The sequence below is a fragment of the Pseudomonas sp. HP_08 genome, assembly GCF_055284095.1.
Map to the genome: position 1 here is coordinate 190,725 of NZ_JBTOQC010000001.1, position 20,633 is coordinate 211,357.

Genomic DNA, 20,633 nt, shown 5'->3' on the forward strand with positions numbered 1-20,633 from the left:
GTGCTGGGCAGCCGCCAGCACTGGCCGCCGTCTTTGCTCGGCGCCTTGAACCTGATATTCGCCTCGCCTGCCTGCATGCTGCTGGTCTGGGGCCCACAACAGAGTGTATTTGCCAACGACGCCTGCTGCGCGGCGCTGGGCATCGCGGCGCATCTGCTGCAAGGCCAGCCCGCAGCGTCCCTGCCCGACCTGCCTTGGGCAAACTTGAGTCCGCTGATTGAACAGGCACTGGCCGGGCACAGTTCGCAGTGCGACGCCATCGCTGTAAAACGACTGCAGACTGAAACCCGTTGGTGGGCGCTCTCTTGCTCTCCCTTGTACGCCTCACTGCTGGACGACGACACCCGCCAGGTCGAAGGTGCGTTCTGTGTGCTGCGCGATTTGACTGAAGAGGTCCGTGCCAAAGCGCATCAGGACGAAGAGCACGCGTTCACCCAGCGAGTGCTGGCCAGTATCAACGACTGCATCAAGGTGCTGGACCTGGAGGCGCGGCTGACTTTCATGAGCGAAGGCGGCCAGCAGTTGATGGAAATCAGCGATTTCAATGCGGTGCGCGGCTGTCCCTGGCCGGACTTTTGGGAAGGCCAGGGCAACCATGAGGCCAAGGCCGCCATCGCAGCGGCTCAGGCCGGGCGCAGCGCAAGCTTCACCGGCATGGCGCAGACGCTGGCCGGCACCCGCAAATGGTGGCATGTGCAGGTCAGCCCGGTGCTGGACAAGGACGGCAAGCCCGAGAAGATTCTGTGCGTGTCGCGCGACATGACAGCGGTCTATAACGCCGAAGAAGCCCTGCGCGCCCTCAACGATTCGCTTGAGCAACGGGTGCTGGAACGCACCCGCGACCGCGACCGGATCTGGCAGATGTCGACCGACCTGATGCTGGTGGCGCGCTTCGACGGCACCATTCATGCGCTCAATCCTGCCTGGAGCAGCGTGATGGGCTGGGACGACCAGCAACTGCTGGGTACTGACTTCATGCACCTGGTGCATCCCGACGATGTCGAGCCAACCCGCGCCGCCATGCTCCGCCTTGCGCATGGCTTGAGGATTGCCGATTTCAAGAACCGCTACCGACATGCCAATGGCTCGTACCGGACCATCGCCTGGGCCGCCGTGCCCGACCAGCAGTTTGCACATGCCGTGGGGCGCGATATCCAGGACCAGGTCGAAGCCAGTGAAGCATTGCGGGTGTCCGAAGAGTCCTTGCGCCAGGCTCAGAAGCTGGAAGCCATCGGCCAGTTGACCGGCGGGGTGGCCCATGACTTCAATAACCTGCTGACGGTGATCAAATCGTGTACCGACCTGCTCAAGCCTGCGCAGTTGCCTGAGGCCAAGCGTGCCAAGTATGTACAGGCCATTTCCAGCACCGTGGACCGCGCCGCCCGCCTGACCGGCCAGTTACTGGCCTTTGCCCGTCGCCAGGCCTTGCAGCCGCAGGTGTTCGACATCAACGAGAGCGTGTCGCGCATCGGCGAAATGATGGACAGCCTCACCGGCTCACGCATTCAGGTCGACATCCAGGTACCGGCAGAACCCTGCTATATCTACGCCGATGGCAGCCAGTTCGATACCGCACTGATCAACATGGTCGTCAATGCCCGGGACGCCATGGCCGGTGTCGGCCATCTGAGTATCAGTATCGAGCGCATCGAACGCTCAACGGCGCCGCCGCTGCCCACCCTGACGCAAGGCGACTATGTGTCCATCGCCCTGACCGATACCGGCTCCGGCATCCCGGCCGAGAAGCTGGGTGTGATCTTCGAGCCGTTCTATACCACCAAGGCCATTGGCCAGGGCACCGGCCTTGGGTTGTCCCAGGTGTTCGGCTTTGCCAAGCAGTCCGGTGGTGAAGTCGCCGTACACAGCGAGCTGGGCAGCGGTAGCCGCTTTACCCTGTATTTGCCCAGTTCCACTCAGCCCCCGGAACCGCACACACGACCGGTGCAGGCTGCAACGACCGTGGGCACCGGGCTGACGGTGCTGATGGTCGAAGACAACCCGGAGATCGGCACCTATACCTCGGCAATGCTTGAACAAAGCGGCTTTCAGGTCGTGTGGGTACCGTCCGCAGAGCTGGCGTTGCAGACCCTGAACCTTGACGCTCAAGGCTTTGACGTGGTGTTTTCCGACATTGCCATGCCCGGCATGAGCGGCATCGAACTGTGCGCCGCCATAGAAACGGCCTGGCCTGAGCTGCCCGTGATTCTTACCACCGGCTACAGCACCGAGTTTGCCGACTTCAGCCAGGGTGAAGCCCGGCGTTTCGAGCTGTTGCAGAAGCCCTACCGGATCGAGGATCTGTGCGCGCGCCTGCATGCCGGTGTCCGGCAACACCGACGCTGAATCACGCCTATCGGCAATAATCCGCTCATTGCAATCAGGCAAACGAGCGGATTATTGCTCACCCACCACAGGTAAACCGCTCTATTGCGGGCCTTAAAGGTCTGGCACAAGTCCTGCTATGTCTAGCTCATGGGCCGCAGTCACGCGCCCCTTACTAACAACAATGAACTGGCAAGGATCAAGATGGCTATTCCCACCTCTTCCAATGAGTCGGCGGGCACCTCCGCCACCCCGAAAACCACTTCCTCGCGCCTGAAATCGATCTTCAGCGGCTCTGTCGGCAACATGGTCGAATGGTACGACTGGTATGTCTACGCGGCCTTCTCGCTGTATTTCGCCAAGGCATTCTTCCCCAAGGGCGACACCACCGCACAACTGCTCAACACCGCTGCGATCTTCGCCGTCGGCTTTCTGATGCGCCCTATCGGCGGCTGGCTGATGGGCCTGTATGCCGACTACAAGGGTCGCAAGGCTGCGTTGATGGCCTCGGTTATCCTGATGTGCTTCGGCTCGCTGGTCATTGCCCTGACACCGGGCTATGAAACCATCGGCATCGGCGCGCCGATCCTGCTGATCTTCGCCCGCCTGCTGCAAGGTCTGTCGGTGGGTGGCGAATACGGCACCTCGGCCACCTACCTCAGTGAAATGGCCACCAAGGAGCGTCGCGGCTTCTTCTCCAGCTTCCAGTACGTGACGCTGATCTCCGGCCAGCTCATCGCGCTGGGCGTGTTGATCGTCCTGCAAAACATACTGACCACCGAAGAGCTGTATGCCTGGGGCTGGCGTGTTCCGTTCGTGATCGGCGCACTGTGCGCTGTGGTCGCGCTGTACCTGCGCCGCGGCATGGAAGAAACCGAGTCGTTTACCAAGAAGAAGAAAGAAAAGGCCAAGGAAAGCCTCATGCGCACGCTGATGCGCCATCCCAAGGAACTGATGACCGTGGTCGGCCTGACCATGGGCGGCACCCTGGCGTTCTATACCTACACCACCTACATGCAGAAGTATCTGGTCAACACGGTGGGCATGAGTATCACTGACTCGACCAGCATCTCGGCCGCCACCCTGTTCCTGTTCATGCTGCTGCAACCGGTGATTGGCGCGCTGTCCGACAAGATCGGCCGCCGCCCGATCCTGATTGCTTTCGGCGTGCTGGGGACGCTGTTCACGGTGCCGATCCTGACCACCCTGCACACCATCCAGAGCTGGTGGGGCGCGTTCTTCCTGATCATGGGTGCGCTGATCATCGTCAGCGGCTATACCTCGATCAACGCGGTGGTCAAGGCCGAGCTGTTCCCGACCGAGATCCGCGCACTGGGCGTCGGCCTGCCATATGCCCTGACCGTTTCGCTGTTCGGCGGCACGGCTGAATACATCGCGCTGTGGTTCAAGAGCGTCGGCATGGAAACCGGTTACTACTGGTATGTCACCGCCTGCATCGCCTGCTCGCTGCTGGTGTACGTGTTCATGAAGGACACCCGCAAGCACTCGCGTATCGAAACCGACTGACAGAGGCCTGGCCTCGCGTCACGGTGATACACAGGGGCAACCCACATTCGTGGCCTGCCCCTTTTTTCATTCAGCTGCGCTCTGTCATCCGGCCCATGACGGTGCACGCGACAGTCCTCCCTTCCTTGATCCAGAGCCGCTAGAAGACGATTTCAATATTGTCAAGGGGCTTTATTTCACGATATTTCCGCAAATGCACCGCCAGTGCCCATTTTTGCCTGCGCGGCCCGAAAACCGGGCGTTGCGGCTAACTATCATTTTCAGCAATGTTGGCTAGCAATCCTATTAACTTCTTAATAATCATGAGCGGCGTAGCATTGCCTCCATACCGGGACAACAACCCACCCGACCTGACTTCCCGAACTTGGAGACACCCTCATGAAAAAGACTACTGTATTCGCCGGCCTGATCTTCTCCGTCCTGGCTTCCAGCGCTTTCGCCCTGCCAGCCACTGACGCCACTCAACAAGCCATCAGCGCTGACTACATCGCTGCCGATGGTTCCGACAATGTCGGCCCTAACCGCCAGCCTTTGATCGACAGCGACCGCGCTGACCAGAGCCTCGCCGCTGATGGTGCCGACCACGTAGGTGCCAACCGCCTGACCTCCGACGGTGCTGACCACGTAGGTGCCAACCGCCTGACCTCCGACGGCGCTGACCACGTAGGCGCCAACCGCCTGACTTCCGACGGTGCTGACCACGTAGGCGCCAACCGCCTGACTTCCGACGGCGCTGACCACGTAGGTGCAAACCGCCTGGCCGCTGACGGTGCTGATCGTGTCGGTGCCAACCGTCTGATCTGATCCGAAGATTTACGTTGTGTTCTTTCTCCTTGATGCTCCTGTTCAATGCCGGTCAGTCCCCCGCTGACCGGCATTTTTTTGTCTGGCCTTCAGTCATCTCACCGCACCGATTGCCACAGCCCGCCTGCGCCAGCACTATGTGCCTCAACAAAAAACTGTTGCCAGGAAGCTCGCCATGTCAGATGACATCTACTCCTACGAACCGTCCAAGGGCCACGGCCTGCCTCATGACCCGTTCAACGCCATCGTCGGCCCGCGCCCCATCGGCTGGATCTCGTCCCAGGATGCTCAGGGCGTACTGAATCTTGCGCCCTACAGCTTTTTCAATGCCTTCAACTATGTGCCGCCGATCATTGGTTTCTCCAGCGTCGGCCGCAAGGACAGCCTCAATAACATCGAGCAGACCGGCGAGTTTGTCTGGAACCTGGCCACCCGCTCATTGGCCGAGGCCATGAACCAGAGCTGCGCGCCCGTAGCGGCCGAAGTCGACGAGTTTCAATTGGCCGGGCTGACGCCGCAGGCCTCTCAGAAGGTGGCGGTGCCGAGGGTGAAAGAAACGCCGGTGGCGTTCGAATGCAAGGTGACCCAGATCGTGCAGCTCAAACGCGCCGATCAGCAACTGGTGCCGAGCTGGCTGATTCTGGGTGAAGTGGTGGCCGTGCACATCGCCACCTGGCTGCTCAAGGACGGTATCTACGACACCGCCGCCGCCGGGCCGATTCTGCGCGGCGGCGGCCCTGCCGATTATTTCCAGTTGGGGCCAGAAGCGTTGTTCAAGATGCGCAGGCCCGACGCCTGATCCGGCTTGCAGCCTGATATTACGAAAGTGGGCGCCACACCAGCTCGGCTTCGGCATCAACGTCGAGCAGGCGCTCAAGTTCGTCCACAGCGGCCTGGTCGGCCTCATCGGCAGTCTTGAAGGTCTGCCCGCTCAGCACGGCATGAAAACGCGGCGCCCCGCCACCTTCCAGCGCCTTGACGGCAATCGCCGCCTGATAAACGCCCTGCGCCGGGATCACCGCCGAGACGGCTTCAAAATGTGCAAATGCCTTGCGGGCCATGGCTTGCTCCTGTCATGAACATCAAACCGGGGATTCTAACCCTGGCGCGAAACCCTATAGATAGCGTTGTGCCAATTTTCTTTGCAAGGCAGGACTTTGTCCTACACTTCAAGTAACTCTTTCACTACTCCATCGGTTGATCCAAGGGGTGCGACATGAGAGTCACAACAAGAAAATGCCTGGCTGCACTGGGTCTGATTGGCGTCGTCGCACTGTATGCGGCAGGTGCCTGGCGCATCGAACAAATCCGTGAAGCACCCCGTGTCGCAGCGTGCGCCTTTGGCCACTGCTCGCCGGCCAATGCGTCTCTGGCCGCCTTGCGATGACGCTGCTGTTCAAGGCTATCGATTAGCAAGCTAACGGCTTAGACTGGCTGGCATTACAACCCGCCCGTGAGCGGGACAACTGCCCTCAGGTTTTGCCGTGACCCGTCCCAGCCCGACCCCGCCTGCAATTGGTAGCATTTTGTTCGCCTTGATGATGGCGACCTTTCTCAGCGCACTGGACCAAACCATTGTTGCGGTGTCACTGCCGGCCATTTCTGCGCAATTGAAAGAAGTCGATCTGCTGGCCTGGGTGATTTCCGGCTATATGGTTGCCATGACCGTCGCCGTGCCGATCTACGGCAAGCTGGGCGATTTGTATGGACGTCGTCGGTTGATGCTGATTGGCCTGGGCCTGTTCACCCTGGCCTCGCTGCTGTGTGGCCTGGCGCAGAGCATGGAGCAACTGGTTCTGGCGCGGGTGCTGCAAGGCATTGGTGCCGGCGGCATGGTCTCGGTCAGCCAGGCGATCATCGGCGACATCATCCCGCCCCGTGAACGCGGGCGCTATCAAGGCTATTTCATCGGCATGTATGCACTGGCCAGTGTTGCCGGCCCGGTATTGGGCGGGGTAATGACCGAGTACTGGTCGTGGCGCTGGGTGTTTCTGATCAACCTGCCGCTGGGCATCGTCGCCTTGATCGTCGCCCATCGCACACTCAAGGGCCTGCCTGTCCCGCAACGCAAACCGGTGATTGATTACCTGGGCACGGCGCTGATGATTGTCGGCCTGAGCGCCCTGCTGCTGGGGATCACCGAAATCGGTCAGGGTCATGGCCTGGCAGACAGGCAAGTGCAGGTACTGCTGGGCGTCGCCGTGCTGGCGCTGGTGGCCTTTATTGCCTATGAACGTCGCGCGGCGGAACCGTTGTTGCCGATGCACCTGTTTGCCAGCCGCAGCGCGGTGCTGTGTTGGCTGACCGTGTTTTTCGCCAGCTTTCAATCCATTTCGCTGACGGTGCTGATGCCCTTGCGCTATCAGACACTGACCGGTGCGGGCGCCGACAGCGCAGCCCTGCATCTATTGCCCCTGGCCATGGGCATGCCCATTGGCGCTTACTGCGCCGGTAAGCGCGCGTCGTTGACCGGGCGCTACAAGCCATTGATTCTCGGCGGCGCGCTGTTGTTGCCGCTGGCCATTCTGGGCATTGCGTTCACCGCACCGCAGCAGGTGCTGATGACCTGCGTCTTCATGGTGCTGACCGGCATTGCCACCGGCATGCTGTTCCCCACCGCCCTGGTGGGCGGCCAGAATGCCGTGCAGGCGCGCGATATCGGTGTGGCGACCAGCACCAGCAACCTGTTCCGCTCGCTGGGCGGTGCAATGGGCGTGGCACTGATGTCGGCGCTGTTGCTGGCCATGCTGCAAACCACCGGCATTGCCGCGTTGGGCGCAGGCGGGCTGAGTGCAGGTGCTTTAGGTGGCGAGGGCCACTCGGGCAATGCCTTGCTCGCCAGCCTCGATGCGCCCCATGGGCCGGCACTTGAAGCGCTGCGCGCCGAGTTGGCGCAGACCTTTCGCCATCTATTGCTGGTCAGCGTCGGCATCGCCCTGCTGGGCGTGGGCGTGGCAGTGGCAATGCCAAACACCGTACTACGCGGGCGCTAGCCCTGCAGCTTGTCCATGAACCACTGCGTACGTTCAGGCTTGAGCCCCTCGAAACCGGGCATGATGTCGCCCTCGCAAAACCGGCGCCTGGAACCGGCCCTGGCGTTGCTGAACCAATAGCCGCTTTGCGGGCATGCAGTGCCGGCATTCACCGGCGGCACGGGTTTGTCGTCGAAGCGCGCATACCAGCGGGCGGTGCTTTCCTCAGTGAAGCCCTTATCGGTCGGCAGATACGGATGCAGGCAACCGGTGTCCTGCAAACGTACCGGGCTGACCAGCCGATTGACCTGCACATAAGCCTTGGGCGCCGGTAACTTCACATCGCCCAGCTCCGGCACTGAACCTGCACGCACCAACAGCCCGCCGTCGTAGGCCTGAAACAGCACATCGCTCCAGCCGCTTGATCGCGCCCGCAAGGCATCGCTGCCGCCCAGGCGCTTGACGAACGACTGGCCCAGCACCGTGTACCAGCTCACGCCCTTGATATGGTTGAGCAGGCGCAAGCTGTCGATATGCGGACGAGGATCAACCATCAATCCGTTGTATTGCCGGGCGAACTGATATTCCAGCGGCAGATAGCGATGCCCTTCGGACGGCAGCACGCAAGCCAGCCCGCCAAAACCATGCTCGGCCTGTACAGCGCTGCACAGGTAGCGAATCCAGCCATCGTAGGTGTGCAGCCCGTCGGGCTCGCTCAGGCATGACACGGGCAGCACCATTTTCAGACAGGACAGGTCGTTTTCAGCCTGCACCCGGGTGGTGCCCATGACGAACAGGCTGCACGTCGCCGCCTGCTCGGCACTGCTGCTGGCCAGCGACCACAGCAGTGGCCGGTCTTGCGCGATCTCACGCACCCGTCGTCGACAAGCGGCAAAGCCGGAGGCGGTGAGTGTGCGTCGATGCTGGAAAAACTGGCACTTCAGCTCGGACCTGAACGCCTGGTAAAACCGCATGAAGCAGGCTTCAAGGCGCTCGCGCACAGCCTGCGTATGACCATTCTTGAAATACAGCGTAGTGATCAGGCCCAACCGGACGATGGGAATGCCGCGAGCATTATTGATGGCCAACGACTGCGCCTGGTGCGCCAGCCTTGCCAGTGAACGCTCCGATTCCGGAGTTGCTTGCAACATGTCTGCCTTCCTGCCCTGCACTGTCGAGGGCCGAAGAGTGAAGACAGATGGGCGCGTGAGCAATATGGCCAGACAAGTTTGGGAAATCAGCTACACATATCTGGAAATATCTGACTTGGGGTCTGTCAGACGAGGCGGTTTCCTACCCTCAATGACGATATGCGCACCTGGCGGGCGGATTATTTCGGACATGGCCGAAAAATTGCTCGCCAGTTTCATCAAGCCGTTCGCAGTGCCGGGCTAAGTTTCAACATGTCCAGGCAGGTGTCGACCAGAGGCTCGGCCTGCTCGTGCAGGCAAAAACTGTCCGGCACCAACAGCCACTGGCCGAGGATGCCATCGATATAGGCATGCATGCATACAGAGGCCCGGAAGATGTCCAGCGTCGCCGGTAACTGTCCCTTGCGCACGGCGTTGCTTAATGCAAGACCGATCCGTTCGTTACAGAACAGTGCATTGGCCCGGCGCTGACGGCGAAAATCGCACATCTCGTCAGTGAACTCGCATTTATGAAAAAGGATCTCATTGATGCGTCGGGTTTTCGGATCCTTGGAAACTTGATGAAACAAATGAATCAGCAGCTTCTTTATGCAGCCAAGAGGGTCATTTTCGGCCTCGTTCTGGCTGGCCAACGACATTTCTTCGAGGGGTTCATGCAGGCTGTCGAGCATCGCCTGCACCAGTTCTGCCTTGTTGGTGAAGTGCCAATAGATCGCGCCTCGGGTCACGCCGGCAAGCGTTGCGATGTCGGCCAGCGTGGTTCGCGCGACGCCGCGCTCATAGAACGCCTGCTCGGCAGCTTCCAAAATCTGGCTACGGGTGGCTTGTGCTTCCTCTTTAGTGCGGCGAACCATGGCAGTAAAACCTCAATAAAAATGCTCCAGCCTGTGTGCAGAGGGCAATGGAGTCGTGATCGGGCGAGCGTTTTTTACGGCGTCCCGATCCGCTGTGTGCGGCCTTTGGCCCCATAGCGTGCTGTTTACAAACAGCCGTGAATGTAAGTATATTAGTTAGCATGCTACGCATCTAGCAACAAAGTTTTTACAAATCTCTAAATTCTTGAGCAATCAAGGCTTCCGACCCCGAGGATCTTCATGCAATTCAAGCCAGCTGTTCCCGTTCTGGTCACTGCCGTCGCCCTGGCAACACTGCTCAGCGGTTGTAGCAAGAAGGAAGAAGCGGCTCCGCCCGCTCAGACTCCTCAGGTCGGCGTGGTGACCCTCAAAGCCCAGCCTTACACCTTGACCACCGAACTCCCGGGCCGGACCACCGCCTTCCGGGTCGCCGAAGTCAGGCCGCAGGTCGACGGCATCATTCTCAAGCGCCTGTTCACCGAAGGTGGCGACGTCAAGGCCGGTCAGCAGCTCTATCAGATCGACCCTGCGCTGTATGAAGCCACCGCCAACAGTGCCAAGGCCACGCTGCAATCGGCCAAGTCGCTGGCTGACCGCTACAAGCAACTGGTCAGCGAGCAAGCCGTGAGCCGTCAGGAATACGACCAGGCCCTGGCCACCAGCCTTGAAGCTCAAGCGACATTGCAGACTGCGCAGATCAACCTGCGCTACACCAAGGTGCTGGCGCCGATTTCCGGACGCATCGGTCGCTCGATCGTGACTGAAGGCGCGCTGGTTACCAGTGGCCAGACCAACGCCCTGGCCACCATCCAGCAGCTCGACCCGATCTATGTCGACGTGGTGCAGTCCTCGGCCGAGATGCTCAAGCTGCGCGCCGACCTTGAAAGCGGCAAGTTGCAGAAAACCGGCGACAACACCGCCAAGGTCCAGTTGACCCTTGAAGACAACAGCGCCTATCCGCAGGAAGGCACCCTGGAGTTCTCCGAAGTGACGGTCGACCAGACCAGTGGTTCGGTCACCCTGCGCGCCGTGTTCCCTAACCCCGAGCACCGTTTGCTGCCTGGCATGTTCGTTCACGCGCAACTGCAGGCCGGTACCAATGCCAAAGCGATTCTGGCCCCGCAGCAAGGCGTGACCCGCGACCAGAAAGGCACTCCGACCGCACTGGTCGTCAATCAGGACAACAAGGTTGAGCAACGCACCCTGGTGGCCAACCGCACCGTGGGCGACAAGTGGCTGATCGAGAAAGGCCTGAACGAAGGCGATCGCATCATCACCGAAGGTCTGCAATACGTAAAACCGGGCGCTGAAGTCAAAGCCAGCGAAGCGAGCAACGTCAAAGGCGCCAACCCGGCACCTGCTGCGGCCACCGATAAAGCCGCCGGCAGCCAAGGGGAGTAACCCATGTCGAAATTTTTTATTGACCGTCCCATCTTCGCCTGGGTAATAGCCCTGGTGATCATGCTGGTCGGCGGCTTGTCGATTCTCAAGCTGCCGATCAACCAGTACCCGAGCATCGCCCCGCCGGCCATCGACATTCAGGTTACCTACCCGGGCGCTTCGGCGCAGACCGTTCAGGACACCGTGGTCCAGGTCATCGAGCAACAGCTCAACGGTATCGACCGCCTGCGTTATGTCGGCTCGGAAAGTAACTCCGACGGCAGCATGACCATCACCGCGACCTTCGAGCAGGGCACCAACCCTGACACCGCGCAGGTTCAGGTGCAGAACAAGCTGAACCTGGCCACCCCGCTGCTGCCTCAAGAAGTGCAGCAGCAAGGTATCCGCGTCACCAAGGCGGTAAAAAACTTCCTGATGGTGATCGGCCTGGTGTCCGCAGACGGCAGCCTGACCAAGGAAGACCTGGCCAACTACATCGTGTCCAACATGCAGGACCCGATTTCGCGGACCTCGGGTGTGGGTGACTTTCAGGTGTTCGGTGCCCAGTACGCGATGCGTATCTGGCTCGACCCGGCCAAGCTGAACAACTTCCAGCTGACGCCAGGCGATGTAAGAACCGCCATCAGCGCGCAGAACGTACAGGTCGCGACCGGCCAGCTCGGTGGCCTGCCGTCGATCAGTGGCCAGCAGCTCAACGCCACGATTATCGGCAAGACCCGTCTGCAGACCGCCGAACAGTTTGAAAACATCCTGCTCAAGGTCAACACCGACGGCTCGCAAGTGCGCATCAAGGATGTCGCCACAGTCGGTCTGGGCGCACAGAACTACAGCGTCGACTCGCAGTTCAACGGTAAGCCGGCCTCGGGCCTGGCGATCAAGCTGGCGCCCGGCGCCAACGCCCTGGACACCGCCAAGGCCATCCGCGAAACCGTGGCCTCGCTGGAGCCGTTCTTCCCGCCAGGCATGGAAGTGGTCTTCCCGTATGACACCACGCCGGTGGTCAGTGAATCGATTTCCGGGGTTGTCCACACCCTGATCGAAGCGGTCGTGCTGGTGTTCCTGGTGATGTACCTGTTCCTGCAGAACTTCCGCGCCACGGTGATCACTACCCTGACGGTTCCGGTCGTATTGCTGGGTACATTCGGCATCCTGGCGGCCTTCGGCTTTACCATCAACACCCTGACCATGTTCGGTATGGTTCTGGCCATCGGCTTGCTGGTGGACGATGCCATCGTGGTGGTGGAAAACGTCGAACGGGTGATGATCGAAGACAAGCTGTCACCGCGTGACGCGACCATTCGTTCGATGAGCCAGATTCAGGGCGCACTGGTCGGTATTGCGCTGGTGCTGTCGGCAGTACTGCTGCCCATGGCGTTCTTCGGCGGCTCGACCGGCGTCATCTATAAGCAGTTCTCGATCACCATTGTCTCGGCCATGGCCCTTTCCGTGGTGGTGGCACTGATCTTCACCCCGGCGCTGTGCGCCACGATGCTCAAGCCTATCGATCACTCCCATGACCTGGAGAAACGCGGTTTCTTCGGCTGGTTCAACCGCACCTTCGACCGTGGCGTACACGGCTACGAACGCGGCGTGAACGGCATGCTCAAGCACAAGTGGCCGGCCTACCTGGCCTATGTGCTGATCTGCGTGGGCATGGTGTGGATGTTCAACCGCATTCCGGCAGCCTTCCTGCCTGAAGAAGACCAGGGCGTAATGTTCGTTCAGGTCCAGACCCCGGCAGGTTCGACCTCCGAACGCACTCAAGAAGTGCTGGACACCATGCGCGAACACCTGCTGACCAAAGAGTCGGGGTCCGTGAAGTCGGTCTTTACCGTCAACGGCTTCAACTTTGCCGGTCGCGGCCAGAGCTCGGCGATTGCCTTCGTATTGCTCAAACCGTGGGATGAACGCAACGCCGAGAACAGTGTGTTCGAACTGGCCAAGCGTGCTCAGGGCTACTTCTTCAGCCTGCGCGATGCGATGGTCTTTGCTGTCGTACCGCCTTCGGTACTGGAACTGGGTAACGCCACCGGTTTCGACGTTTACCTGCAAGACCAGGGCGGCGTCGGCCACGAGAAACTGCTTGAAGCACGTAACCAGATCCTTGGGGCCGCAGCACAAAGCAAGATCCTCGCCGGTGTGCGTCCGAACGGCCTGAACGATGAGCCGCAATACCAGTTGATCATCGACGACGAACACGCCAGTGCGCTGGGTGTGACCCTGTCGGACATCAACGACACCCTGTCCATTGCGCTGGGCGGCAGCTACGTCAACGACTTCATCGACCGTGGCCGGGTCAAGAAGGTCTACCTGCAAGGTGATGCCGGTTCGCGGATGAACCCTGAAGACCTGAAGAAATGGTATGTGCGCAACAACCAGGGGCAAATGGTGCCGTTGTCGGCCTTTGCCAGCGGCGAGTGGGTCTTCGGTGCGCCCAAGCTGACGCGCTATAACGGCGTGCCGGCCATGGAAGTGCTGGGTACTCCGGCGCCGGGCTACAGTACCGGTCAGGCCATGGCCGAGATCGAGCGTCTGGCCAAGGATCTGCCGGCAGGTATCGGTATTTCCTGGACCGGCCTGTCGTACGAAGAACGCCTGTCGGGCTCGCAAGCGCCTGCGCTGTATGCGCTGTCGTTGCTGGTGGTATTCCTCTGCCTTGCAGCCCTGTATGAAAGCTGGTCGATTCCGATCGCGGTCATGCTGGTTGTGCCGCTGGGGGTTATCGGTGCCTTGATGGCGACCAGCCTGCGCGGGCTGTCCAACGATGTGTTCTTCCAGGTCGGCTTGCTGGTGACGGTGGGTCTGGCGGCGAAGAACGCCATTCTGATCGTCGAATTCGCCAAAGAACTGCACGAACAGGGCAAGGGGCTGGTCGAGGCCACGGTCGAAGCGTGCCGCATGCGTCTGCGTCCGATCATCATGACGTCCATGGCCTTCATCCTTGGTGTCGTGCCGCTGGTGATCTCGACAGGCGCCGGTTCCGGCAGCCAACATTCGATTGGTACCGGCGTAATCGGCGGTATGATTACCGCCGTCGTTCTGGCGATCTTCTGGGTGCCGCTGTTCTTCGTCTCGATCTCCGCGATGTTCAAGAGCAAACAGAAAAACATTCCAAACCACGAGGCTGGCCAATGAGCAAGTCCCTGATTTCCCTTGCAGTCACCGCCTTCATTCTTAGCGGCTGCTCGCTGATACCCGAGTATCAGCAACCCGCCGCACCGGTGGCCGCGCAATACCCGCAAGGCCCGGCCTACGAGCCGGCCCAGGCGGCCAATGTGGCGGCGGCCGAGCAAGGCTGGCGGCAGTTTTTCCGCGACCCTGCGCTGCAACAGCTGATTCAGACCGCGCTGGTCAACAACCGCGACCTGCGCGTGGCAGCGTTGAACATCGACGCCTACCGCGCCCAGTACCGTATCCAGCGCGCCGACCTGTTCCCGGCCGTTTCGGCGACCGGCAGCGGCAATCGCCAGCGTCTGCCGGCCGACATGTCGACCACCGGCCAGAGCAGCATCAGCAGCACCTATTCGGCAACACTGGGCATCAGCGCCTACGAGCTGGACCTGTTCGGCCGGGTGCGCAGCCTCAGCGAACAAGCGCTGGAAAACTACTTCGCCACCGAAGAAGCCCGTCGCAGCACGCAGATCAGCCTGGTGGCCAGCGTGGCCAATGCCTACCTGACCTGGCAGGCCGACAAAGAGCTGCTCAAGCTGACCCAGGACACGCTCAAGACCTACGACGAAAGCCTGCGCCTGACCAGCCGCAGCAACGAAGTCGGCGTGGCGTCGGCGCTCGACCTGAGCCAGGCACGCACCTCGGTCGAAAGCGCCAAGGCACGTCTGGCCCAGTACCAGCGCCTGGTGGCACAGGATCAGAACAACCTGACCCTGCTGCTGGGCACCGGCCTGCCCGCCGGCCTGCCTCAAGCACAGCCGCTGAGCGCAGACCTGTTCAGCGAAATGCCGGCCGGCATGCCGTCGGACCTGTTGCAGCGCCGTCCTGACATCCTTCAGGCCGAGCACAGCCTCAAGGCTGCCAACGCCAATATCGGCGCGGCACGTGCAGCGTTTTTCCCCAGCATCAGCCTGACCGCCAATGCCGGCACCATCAGCCCGGACCTGTCGGGGCTGTTCAATGGCGGCTCGGGTACCTGGCTGTTCCAGCCGAGCATCAACCTGCCGATCTTCAACGCCGGCAGCCTGCGTGCCAGCCTGGACTACTCCAAGATCCAGAAGGAAATCAGCGTCGCCAACTACGAGAAGGCGATCCAAACCGCCTTCCAGGAAGTGTCCGACGGCCTGGCCGCACGCAAGACCTACGACGAACAGTTGCAGGCGCAGCGTGATTTCGTGACCGCCAACCAGGATTACTACCGCCTGGCCGAACGTCGCTACCGCATCGGCATCGACAGCAACCTGACCTTCCTCGACGCCCAGCGCTCACTGTTCAGTGCCCAACAGACACTGATCACCGACCGCCTGGCGCAGCTCACCAGCGAGGTCAACCTGTACAAGTCCCTCGGTGGCGGCTGGTACGAGAACAGCGCGCAGAACCAACCTATCGCCAAGGAAAAACCTTCGGTGCAGTTGTTCTGATCGTGCTGGACTGAAAAACAATGAACCCGCCATCAGGCGGGTTTGTTGTTTTTGGAGTAGATGGGCTTATTGGGGCGGTCTGTGAGATAGGTTCCGACCCTCTTCGGGCCGGGCTACTTTGTCATGGCAAAGTAGCCAAACCGTTTGCTCCTGGCTTGGCCCTTCGGGTTCCCTCCTTCCGGCGCCACTCCATCGGGCCGCGCCGATGGGCCGTCCATGGCCCAGCGGCGCTGGCTCGGCTTCCCTGCCTCGCTCCCCGACTCCGTGTCGCCTGCACTCGGCCTTGCGCCCAAGTCGCGTTCTGCGGCGCCTGTGACATTTGCGTAGAAGATCAAGATCAAAAGCTTTTGCTCTGCTTTTCATGCCCGATGGCACAGACGACACAAATCGCGACTTGTGCAGGCCGAGTGGAGGCGTTGCGCAGGGGGGAAAAGGGCCTGGACGGCCCGTTAGCCGCTTGGGCCATGGAGGGCCCATAAGCGGCGACCCCCGGAGTAATGCCGGAAGGAGGGGACCCCGAAGGGGCCGGAACCAGGAGCAAGCGGTTTGGTTACTTTGCCAAGACAAAGTAACCCGGCCCGAGGAGGGTCGGAACCCACCCCACAGACCACAACCACCAGTCAATCCAACACAATCCCCACCCAGAAAACCATCAAAACCATCAATGATCGTGATGCAGATAAGCAGGCTCTTTAGGCAAGCGCAGGCTAAACAGGAAAGCCACGGCCATCATCACCGTCACATACCAATAAAAGCTGTTCTCCATCCCCACATTCTTCAGATTCAACGCCACATACTCAGCCGAACCACCAAACATCGCGTTGGCCACCGCATACGCCAGCCCTACCCCAAGCGCACGCACTTGCGGCGGGAACATTTCGGCTTTCACCAGACCACTGATCGAGGTGTAGAAGCTGACGATGGCCAGCGCCAGAGTAATCAGCGCAAAGGCCACGAACGGGCTGGTCACAGTCTTCAGAGCCATCAGGATCGGGAAGGTACACAGCGTACCCAGCGCGCCGAACCAGAGCATCGAGTTACGACGCCCGATACGGTCGGCCAGCATGCCGAACAACGGCTGCATGCACATGTACACAAACAGCGCGCCGGTCATGATGTAGCTGGCGGTCTTGGGTTGCATGCCACCGGTATTGACCAGGTACTTCTGCATGTACGTGGTGAACGTGTAGAAAATCAGCGAGCCGCCGGCGGTGTAGCCCAGCACCGTGATAAAGGCCGCCTTGTGGTGCTTGAACAGCGCCGCGACGCTGCCGGCGTCCTTGTCCTTGCGGCTTTCGGCGGTGGTGGTTTCATTCAGGCTGCGACGCAAGAACAGCGCGATGACCGCCGCACAGGCGCCGACCACGAACGGGATGCGCCAGCCGTAATCGCGCAGTTCTTCAGTGCTGAGAAACTGCTGCAGGATCACCACGGTCAGCACCGCCAGTAACTGGCCGCCGATCAGGGTCACGTACTGGAACGAGGCAAAGAAGCCGCGCTGGCCGCGCAACGCCACTTCGCTCATGTAGGTGGCGGTGGTGCCGTATTCGCCGCCTACCGACAGGCCTTGAACCAGGCGCGCCACCAACAGCAGCGCCGGTGCCCAGGCGCCAATGCTGGCGTAGGTGGGCAGGCAGGCGATGACCAGCGAGCCTGCGCACATCATGCTGACCGAGATCAGCATCGAGCTTTTGCGCCCGTGCTTGTCGGCGACCCGGCCAAACAGCCAGCCACCGATAGGACGCATCAGAAAGCCTGCGGCAAATACGCCAGCGGTGTTGAGCAGTTGTACGGTGGGGTCATCGGAGGGGAAGAACGCAGGTGCAAAGTAGATCGCACAGAAGGCGTAGATGTAGAAGTCGAACCACTCGACGAGGTTGCCTGACGAGGCCCCTACGATGGCGAAGATGCGCTTGCGGCGCTCCTCCCCGGTGTAGTGCGGCTGCGTGGTTGTTGTCATGTGTCTTTCTCCCCATCCTGGTGTGTTATTGGCGCAATTGCTGGGTTCAGGATAACCCTTATCACGAAACAATTGGTCACAACTGATGGGATTAAAGTTCCACACGCCGAGCCCCGGCGCAGACGCCAGGAGCTGGAAAAAAAGACGCAGGCCGAAGCCTGCGAAGAGGAGGTAAAAGCTTTGTGAGTTGCGCAGCCGTCAGGTGCGCTCGATGGCCAGTGCCAGGCCCTGGCCTACGCCAACGCACATGGTCGCGAGGCCTTTGCGGCCGCCGGTTTTTTCCAGCTGATGCAGTGCTGTCAGTACCAGACGGGCGCCGCTCATGCCCAGTGGGTGACCCAGGGCAATGGCGCCGCCGTTGGGGTTGACCTGTGGCGCGTCGTCGGCCAGGCCCAGCTCGCGCAGGACTGCCAGGCCCTGGCTGGCGAAGGCTTCGTTGAGTTCAATCACATCGAAATCGGAAACGGCAACGCCCAGACGCTCGACCAGCTTGCGCACCGCAGGCACAGGACCGATGCCCATGACACGCGGCTCGACACCGGCGCTGGCCATGCCGAGAATCCGTGCACGCGGCGTCAGGCCGTGCTTTTTAACCGCTTCCGCCGAGGCCAGGATCAGCGCGGCGGCGCCGTCGTTGACGCCCGAGGCGTTGCCGGCAGTCACGGTCTTGTCCGGGCCGTTGACCGGCTTGAGTTTGCTCAGGGTTTCCAGGCTGGTGTCGGCACGCGGATGCTCGTCCTTGTCGACGATGGTTTCACCCTTCTTGTGCGCCACACGTACTGGCACGATTTCTTCGGCAAAAAAGCCCGCTGCCTGGGCGGCGGCCGTGCGCTGTTGGCTGCGCAGGGCGAAAGCGTCCTGGTCGGCGCGCGAAACCTTGTAGTCGTCGGCCACGTTGTCGGCGGTTTCCGGCATCGCATCGACGCCGTATTGGGCTTTCATCAACGGGTTGATGAAGCGCCAGCCGATGGTGGTGTCTTCCAGCTTCATGTTGCGCGAAAACGCAGCATCGGCCTTGCCCATCACGAACGGCGCACGCGACATCGACTCGACGCCGCCGGCAATCGCCAGCTCCATCTCACCCGACGCAATGGCGCGGAAGGCGGTGCCGATGGCGTCCATGCCCGAAGCGCACAGGCGGTTCAGGGTCACGCCCGGAATGCTCGCCGGCAAACCGGCCAGCAGGGCGGCCATGCGCGCCACGTTACGGTTGTCTTCGCCGGCCTGGTTGGCGCAGCCGAAGAACACTTCGTCGACATCGCTCCAGTTGACCGAAGGGTTGCGCTCGATCAGCGCCTTGAGCGGCACGGCAGCCAGGTCGTCGGCACGCACGGTGGACAAGCCACCGCCAAAGCGGCCGATCGGGGTGCGGATGGCGTCGCAGATAAAAACGTCACGCATCATGCTTCTCCTGGCGCCTGACCATGGGCGGCGGCAGTGCGCGCTTCCAGGTCACGCAGGGCGGTCAGTTCGACTTCGGTCGGGTCGGCCGAGAACGTCACGTTTTCGGCAAAGCGCACCGGCCAGCCGGTGGCGGCGGTCACTTGCTCGCGGGTCACGCCTGGGTGCAGGGTGGTGACCACGAACTCGTTGCTGCCCTCTTCCGGCTCCATGATGCACAGGTCAGTGATGATGCCGACCGGACCGGCGCCTGGCAGGCCGAGACGCTTGCGCGAGTCGCCGCCTTCGCCATGGCCGACCGAGGTAATGAAGTCCAGGCGCTCGACGAACGAACGTGGCGATTGCTTGAGGATGATCAGCACCGACTTGGCGGAACCGGCGATTTCCGGCGCGCCACCAGCACCCGGCAGGCGCACTTTCGGGTTGTGGTAGTCACCGACCACGGTGGTGTTGATGTTGCCGAAGCGGTCGACCTGCGCAGCACCGAGGAAGCCAAGATCGACGCGGCCGCCTTGCAGCCAGTAACGGAAGATCTCGCTGGTCGACACCACGGTGTCAGCGGTTTCGGCCAGTTCGCCGTCACCGATCGACAGCGGCAGCACGGTTGGCTTGGCGCCGATCGGGCCCGATTCATAAATCAGCACGACATCTGGCGAAGAGGTCAGGCGCGCCAGGTTGGCGGCCTTGGATGGCAGGCCGATGCCCACGAAGCAGACGGTGCCGTTGTTCAGACGACGCGCGGCGGCAATGGTCATCATTTCACTGGTGGTGTACGTCATTACTTTGCCTCCGCAGCGCTGGCCAGCTTGCTCTGGAATTCACTGAAATCCGCTGTGTCCTGAATGTACTCTTTGACCCAGGCCTGAAAGGTTTCACGGTCGCGGGCAATCGGGTCCCACTCTTGATAGAAGCGGTTGTCACGCTCGTAGTAGCCATGGGCGTACGACGGATGGGCACCACCCGGCACCAGGCAGACGGCGCTCAGGGCCCAGGTCGGCAGCACGCAGGAGTTCATCGGCGCTTGCAGGTCGTCGACGATCTCTTCGACGGTGACGATGCAGCGCTTGGCCGCCAGGGCCGCTTCTTTCTGCGAACCGAGAATGCCCCAGATCAGCACGTTGCCTTTACGGTCGGCCTTCTGCGCGTGAATCACAGTGACATCGGGGCGTACGGCAGGCACCGCCGCCAGCACTTCGCCGGTGAACGGGCAAGTAACAGTCTTGATCAGCGGGTTGACCTTGGGCAGGTCGGAGCCGGCATACGCACGCAGTACGGCGAACGGCAGGCCCGAGGCGCCGGCGACATAGGCGTTGGCGAGGTCGGCATGGCTGTGTTCTTCCAGCTCAAGGGTGCGCGGCCATTTCTTTTCAACGGCATCGCGCAGACGGTGCAGGGAACCGACACCCGGGTTACCGCCCCACGAGAAGATCAGACGCTTGACGCAACCGGCGCCGATCAACTGGTCGTAAATCAGGTCCGGGGTCATGCGCACCAGGGTCAGGTCGCGCTTGCCCTGACGGATGATTTCATGGCCGGCGGCCGAGGGGATCAAATGCGTGAAACCTTCCAGCGCGACGGTATCGCCGTCGTTGACCAGTTGTTTCACCGCATCACGTAAAGACATGATTTCAGCCATGAGGTGCTCCCGA

At 61.2% G+C, this 20,633-nt stretch carries 16 protein-coding genes; 9 read left to right on the forward strand and 7 right to left on the reverse strand.

The features are described from left to right. The first annotated feature begins 75 nt into the window (after positions 1 to 75). From ACYAS9_RS00925 to ACYAS9_RS00940, 4 genes are all read left to right on the forward strand, one after another. Complete coding sequence (locus ACYAS9_RS00925; RefSeq protein ID WP_463566825.1) at positions 76 to 2,343, forward strand: PAS domain-containing protein; 2,268 nt, start codon at positions 76 to 78, stop codon at positions 2,341 to 2,343. A 183-nt stretch (positions 2,344 to 2,526) separates the two neighbouring features. Further along, entirely contained in the window at positions 2,527 to 3,849 is a 1,323-nt protein-coding gene (locus ACYAS9_RS00930) for an MFS transporter (protein ID WP_463566458.1), read from the forward strand. Between the two features lie 378 nt (positions 3,850 to 4,227). Next, the gene (locus ACYAS9_RS00935) at positions 4,228 to 4,653 is read left to right on the forward strand and encodes a hypothetical protein (RefSeq protein ID WP_463566459.1); all 426 of its coding nucleotides are present in this window, start codon (positions 4,228 to 4,230) and stop codon (positions 4,651 to 4,653) included. A gap of 175 nt (positions 4,654 to 4,828) precedes the next feature. Next, the gene (locus tag ACYAS9_RS00940) at positions 4,829 to 5,452 is read left to right on the forward strand and encodes a flavin reductase family protein (RefSeq protein WP_463566460.1); all 624 of its coding nucleotides are present in this window, start codon (positions 4,829 to 4,831) and stop codon (positions 5,450 to 5,452) included. Positions 5,453 to 5,471: 19 nt separating this feature from the next. Here ACYAS9_RS00940 and ACYAS9_RS00945 read toward each other — a convergent pair whose 3' ends face one another. Continuing rightward, entirely contained in the window at positions 5,472 to 5,714 is a 243-nt protein-coding gene (locus ACYAS9_RS00945; protein WP_463566461.1) for a hypothetical protein, read from the reverse strand. Positions 5,715 to 5,869: 155 nt separating this feature from the next. Between ACYAS9_RS00945 and ACYAS9_RS00950 the strand changes: the two genes are divergently transcribed. Beyond that, positions 5,870 to 6,040 (forward strand): hypothetical protein, encoded by a 171-nt coding sequence (locus ACYAS9_RS00950; protein ID WP_463566462.1) that lies wholly within the window; start codon positions 5,870 to 5,872, stop codon positions 6,038 to 6,040. A 97-nt stretch (positions 6,041 to 6,137) separates the two neighbouring features. Beyond that, positions 6,138 to 7,646, forward strand: a complete 1,509-nt coding sequence (locus ACYAS9_RS00955; protein ID WP_463566463.1) for an MDR family MFS transporter — start codon at positions 6,138 to 6,140, stop codon at positions 7,644 to 7,646. Here ACYAS9_RS00955 and ACYAS9_RS00960 read toward each other — a convergent pair. Together ACYAS9_RS00960 and ACYAS9_RS00965 are read right to left on the reverse strand one after the other, a co-directional pair. Next, complete coding sequence (locus ACYAS9_RS00960; RefSeq protein ID WP_463566464.1) at positions 7,643 to 8,776, reverse strand: DUF3396 domain-containing protein; 1,134 nt, start codon at positions 8,774 to 8,776, stop codon at positions 7,643 to 7,645. The genes ACYAS9_RS00955 and ACYAS9_RS00960 overlap by 4 nt on opposite strands. 218 nt (positions 8,777 to 8,994) lie before the next feature. Continuing rightward, positions 8,995 to 9,630, reverse strand: a complete 636-nt coding sequence (locus tag ACYAS9_RS00965) for a TetR family transcriptional regulator (protein ID WP_463566465.1) — start codon at positions 9,628 to 9,630, stop codon at positions 8,995 to 8,997. 240 nt (positions 9,631 to 9,870) lie between these two features. Between ACYAS9_RS00965 and ACYAS9_RS00970 the strand changes: the two genes are divergently transcribed. Genes ACYAS9_RS00970 through ACYAS9_RS00980 form a run of 3 tightly spaced genes read left to right on the forward strand, consistent with a single transcriptional unit; the run spans position 9,871 to position 15,623 of the window. After that, a complete protein-coding gene (locus ACYAS9_RS00970; protein WP_463566466.1) occupies positions 9,871 to 11,031 on the forward strand; it encodes an efflux RND transporter periplasmic adaptor subunit in 1,161 nt (386 codons plus the stop codon). Between the two features lie 3 nt (positions 11,032 to 11,034). Then, a complete protein-coding gene (locus ACYAS9_RS00975; protein WP_463566467.1) occupies positions 11,035 to 14,166 on the forward strand; it encodes an efflux RND transporter permease subunit in 3,132 nt (1,043 codons plus the stop codon). Beyond that, complete coding sequence (locus ACYAS9_RS00980) at positions 14,163 to 15,623, forward strand: AdeC/AdeK/OprM family multidrug efflux complex outer membrane factor (protein WP_463566468.1); 1,461 nt, start codon at positions 14,163 to 14,165, stop codon at positions 15,621 to 15,623. The genes ACYAS9_RS00975 and ACYAS9_RS00980 overlap by 4 nt, the downstream gene beginning before the upstream one ends. A gap of 661 nt (positions 15,624 to 16,284) precedes the next feature. On the opposite strand, the gene ACYAS9_RS00985 is transcribed toward ACYAS9_RS00980, so the two are convergent. From ACYAS9_RS00985 to ACYAS9_RS01000, 4 genes are all read right to left on the reverse strand, one after another. After that, complete coding sequence (locus ACYAS9_RS00985) at positions 16,285 to 17,583, reverse strand: MFS family transporter (protein WP_463566469.1); 1,299 nt, start codon at positions 17,581 to 17,583, stop codon at positions 16,285 to 16,287. 198 nt (positions 17,584 to 17,781) lie between these two features. Then, on the reverse strand, positions 17,782 to 18,987 hold the full coding sequence (pcaF, locus tag ACYAS9_RS00990) for a 3-oxoadipyl-CoA thiolase (RefSeq protein ID WP_463566470.1): 1,206 nt from the start codon (positions 18,985 to 18,987) through the stop codon (positions 17,782 to 17,784). Beyond that, complete coding sequence (locus tag ACYAS9_RS00995) at positions 18,984 to 19,763, reverse strand: CoA-transferase subunit beta (RefSeq protein ID WP_463566471.1); 780 nt, start codon at positions 19,761 to 19,763, stop codon at positions 18,984 to 18,986. Before ACYAS9_RS00995 ends, pcaF begins: the two co-directional genes overlap by 4 nt. Then, entirely contained in the window at positions 19,763 to 20,620 is an 858-nt protein-coding gene (locus tag ACYAS9_RS01000; RefSeq protein ID WP_463566472.1) for a CoA transferase subunit A, read from the reverse strand. The genes ACYAS9_RS00995 and ACYAS9_RS01000 overlap by 1 nt, the downstream gene beginning before the upstream one ends. Between the last annotated feature and the right edge of the window lie 13 nt (positions 20,621 to 20,633).

Coding starts and splice junctions, on each gene's coding strand:
- ACYAS9_RS00925 (WP_463566825.1), top strand. CDS start 76: ATGCTGCTGGTCTGGGGCCCACAACAGAGTGTATTTGCCAACGACGCC.
- ACYAS9_RS00930 (WP_463566458.1), top strand. CDS start 2,527: ATGGCTATTCCCACCTCTTCCAATGAGTCGGCGGGCACCTCCGCCACC.
- ACYAS9_RS00935 (WP_463566459.1), top strand. CDS start 4,228: ATGAAAAAGACTACTGTATTCGCCGGCCTGATCTTCTCCGTCCTGGCT.
- ACYAS9_RS00940 (WP_463566460.1), top strand. CDS start 4,829: ATGTCAGATGACATCTACTCCTACGAACCGTCCAAGGGCCACGGCCTG.
- ACYAS9_RS00945 (WP_463566461.1), bottom strand. CDS start 5,714: ATGGCCCGCAAGGCATTTGCACATTTTGAAGCCGTCTCGGCGGTGATC.
- ACYAS9_RS00950 (WP_463566462.1), top strand. CDS start 5,870: ATGAGAGTCACAACAAGAAAATGCCTGGCTGCACTGGGTCTGATTGGC.
- ACYAS9_RS00960 (WP_463566464.1), bottom strand. CDS start 8,776: ATGTTGCAAGCAACTCCGGAATCGGAGCGTTCACTGGCAAGGCTGGCG.
- ACYAS9_RS00965 (WP_463566465.1), bottom strand. CDS start 9,630: ATGGTTCGCCGCACTAAAGAGGAAGCACAAGCCACCCGTAGCCAGATT.
- ACYAS9_RS00970 (WP_463566466.1), top strand. CDS start 9,871: ATGCAATTCAAGCCAGCTGTTCCCGTTCTGGTCACTGCCGTCGCCCTG.
- ACYAS9_RS00975 (WP_463566467.1), top strand. CDS start 11,035: ATGTCGAAATTTTTTATTGACCGTCCCATCTTCGCCTGGGTAATAGCC.
- ACYAS9_RS00980 (WP_463566468.1), top strand. CDS start 14,163: ATGAGCAAGTCCCTGATTTCCCTTGCAGTCACCGCCTTCATTCTTAGC.
- ACYAS9_RS00985 (WP_463566469.1), bottom strand. CDS start 17,583: ATGACAACAACCACGCAGCCGCACTACACCGGGGAGGAGCGCCGCAAG.
- pcaF (WP_463566470.1), bottom strand. CDS start 18,987: ATGATGCGTGACGTTTTTATCTGCGACGCCATCCGCACCCCGATCGGC.
- ACYAS9_RS00995 (WP_463566471.1), bottom strand. CDS start 19,763: ATGACGTACACCACCAGTGAAATGATGACCATTGCCGCCGCGCGTCGT.
- ACYAS9_RS01000 (WP_463566472.1), bottom strand. CDS start 20,620: ATGGCTGAAATCATGTCTTTACGTGATGCGGTGAAACAACTGGTCAAC.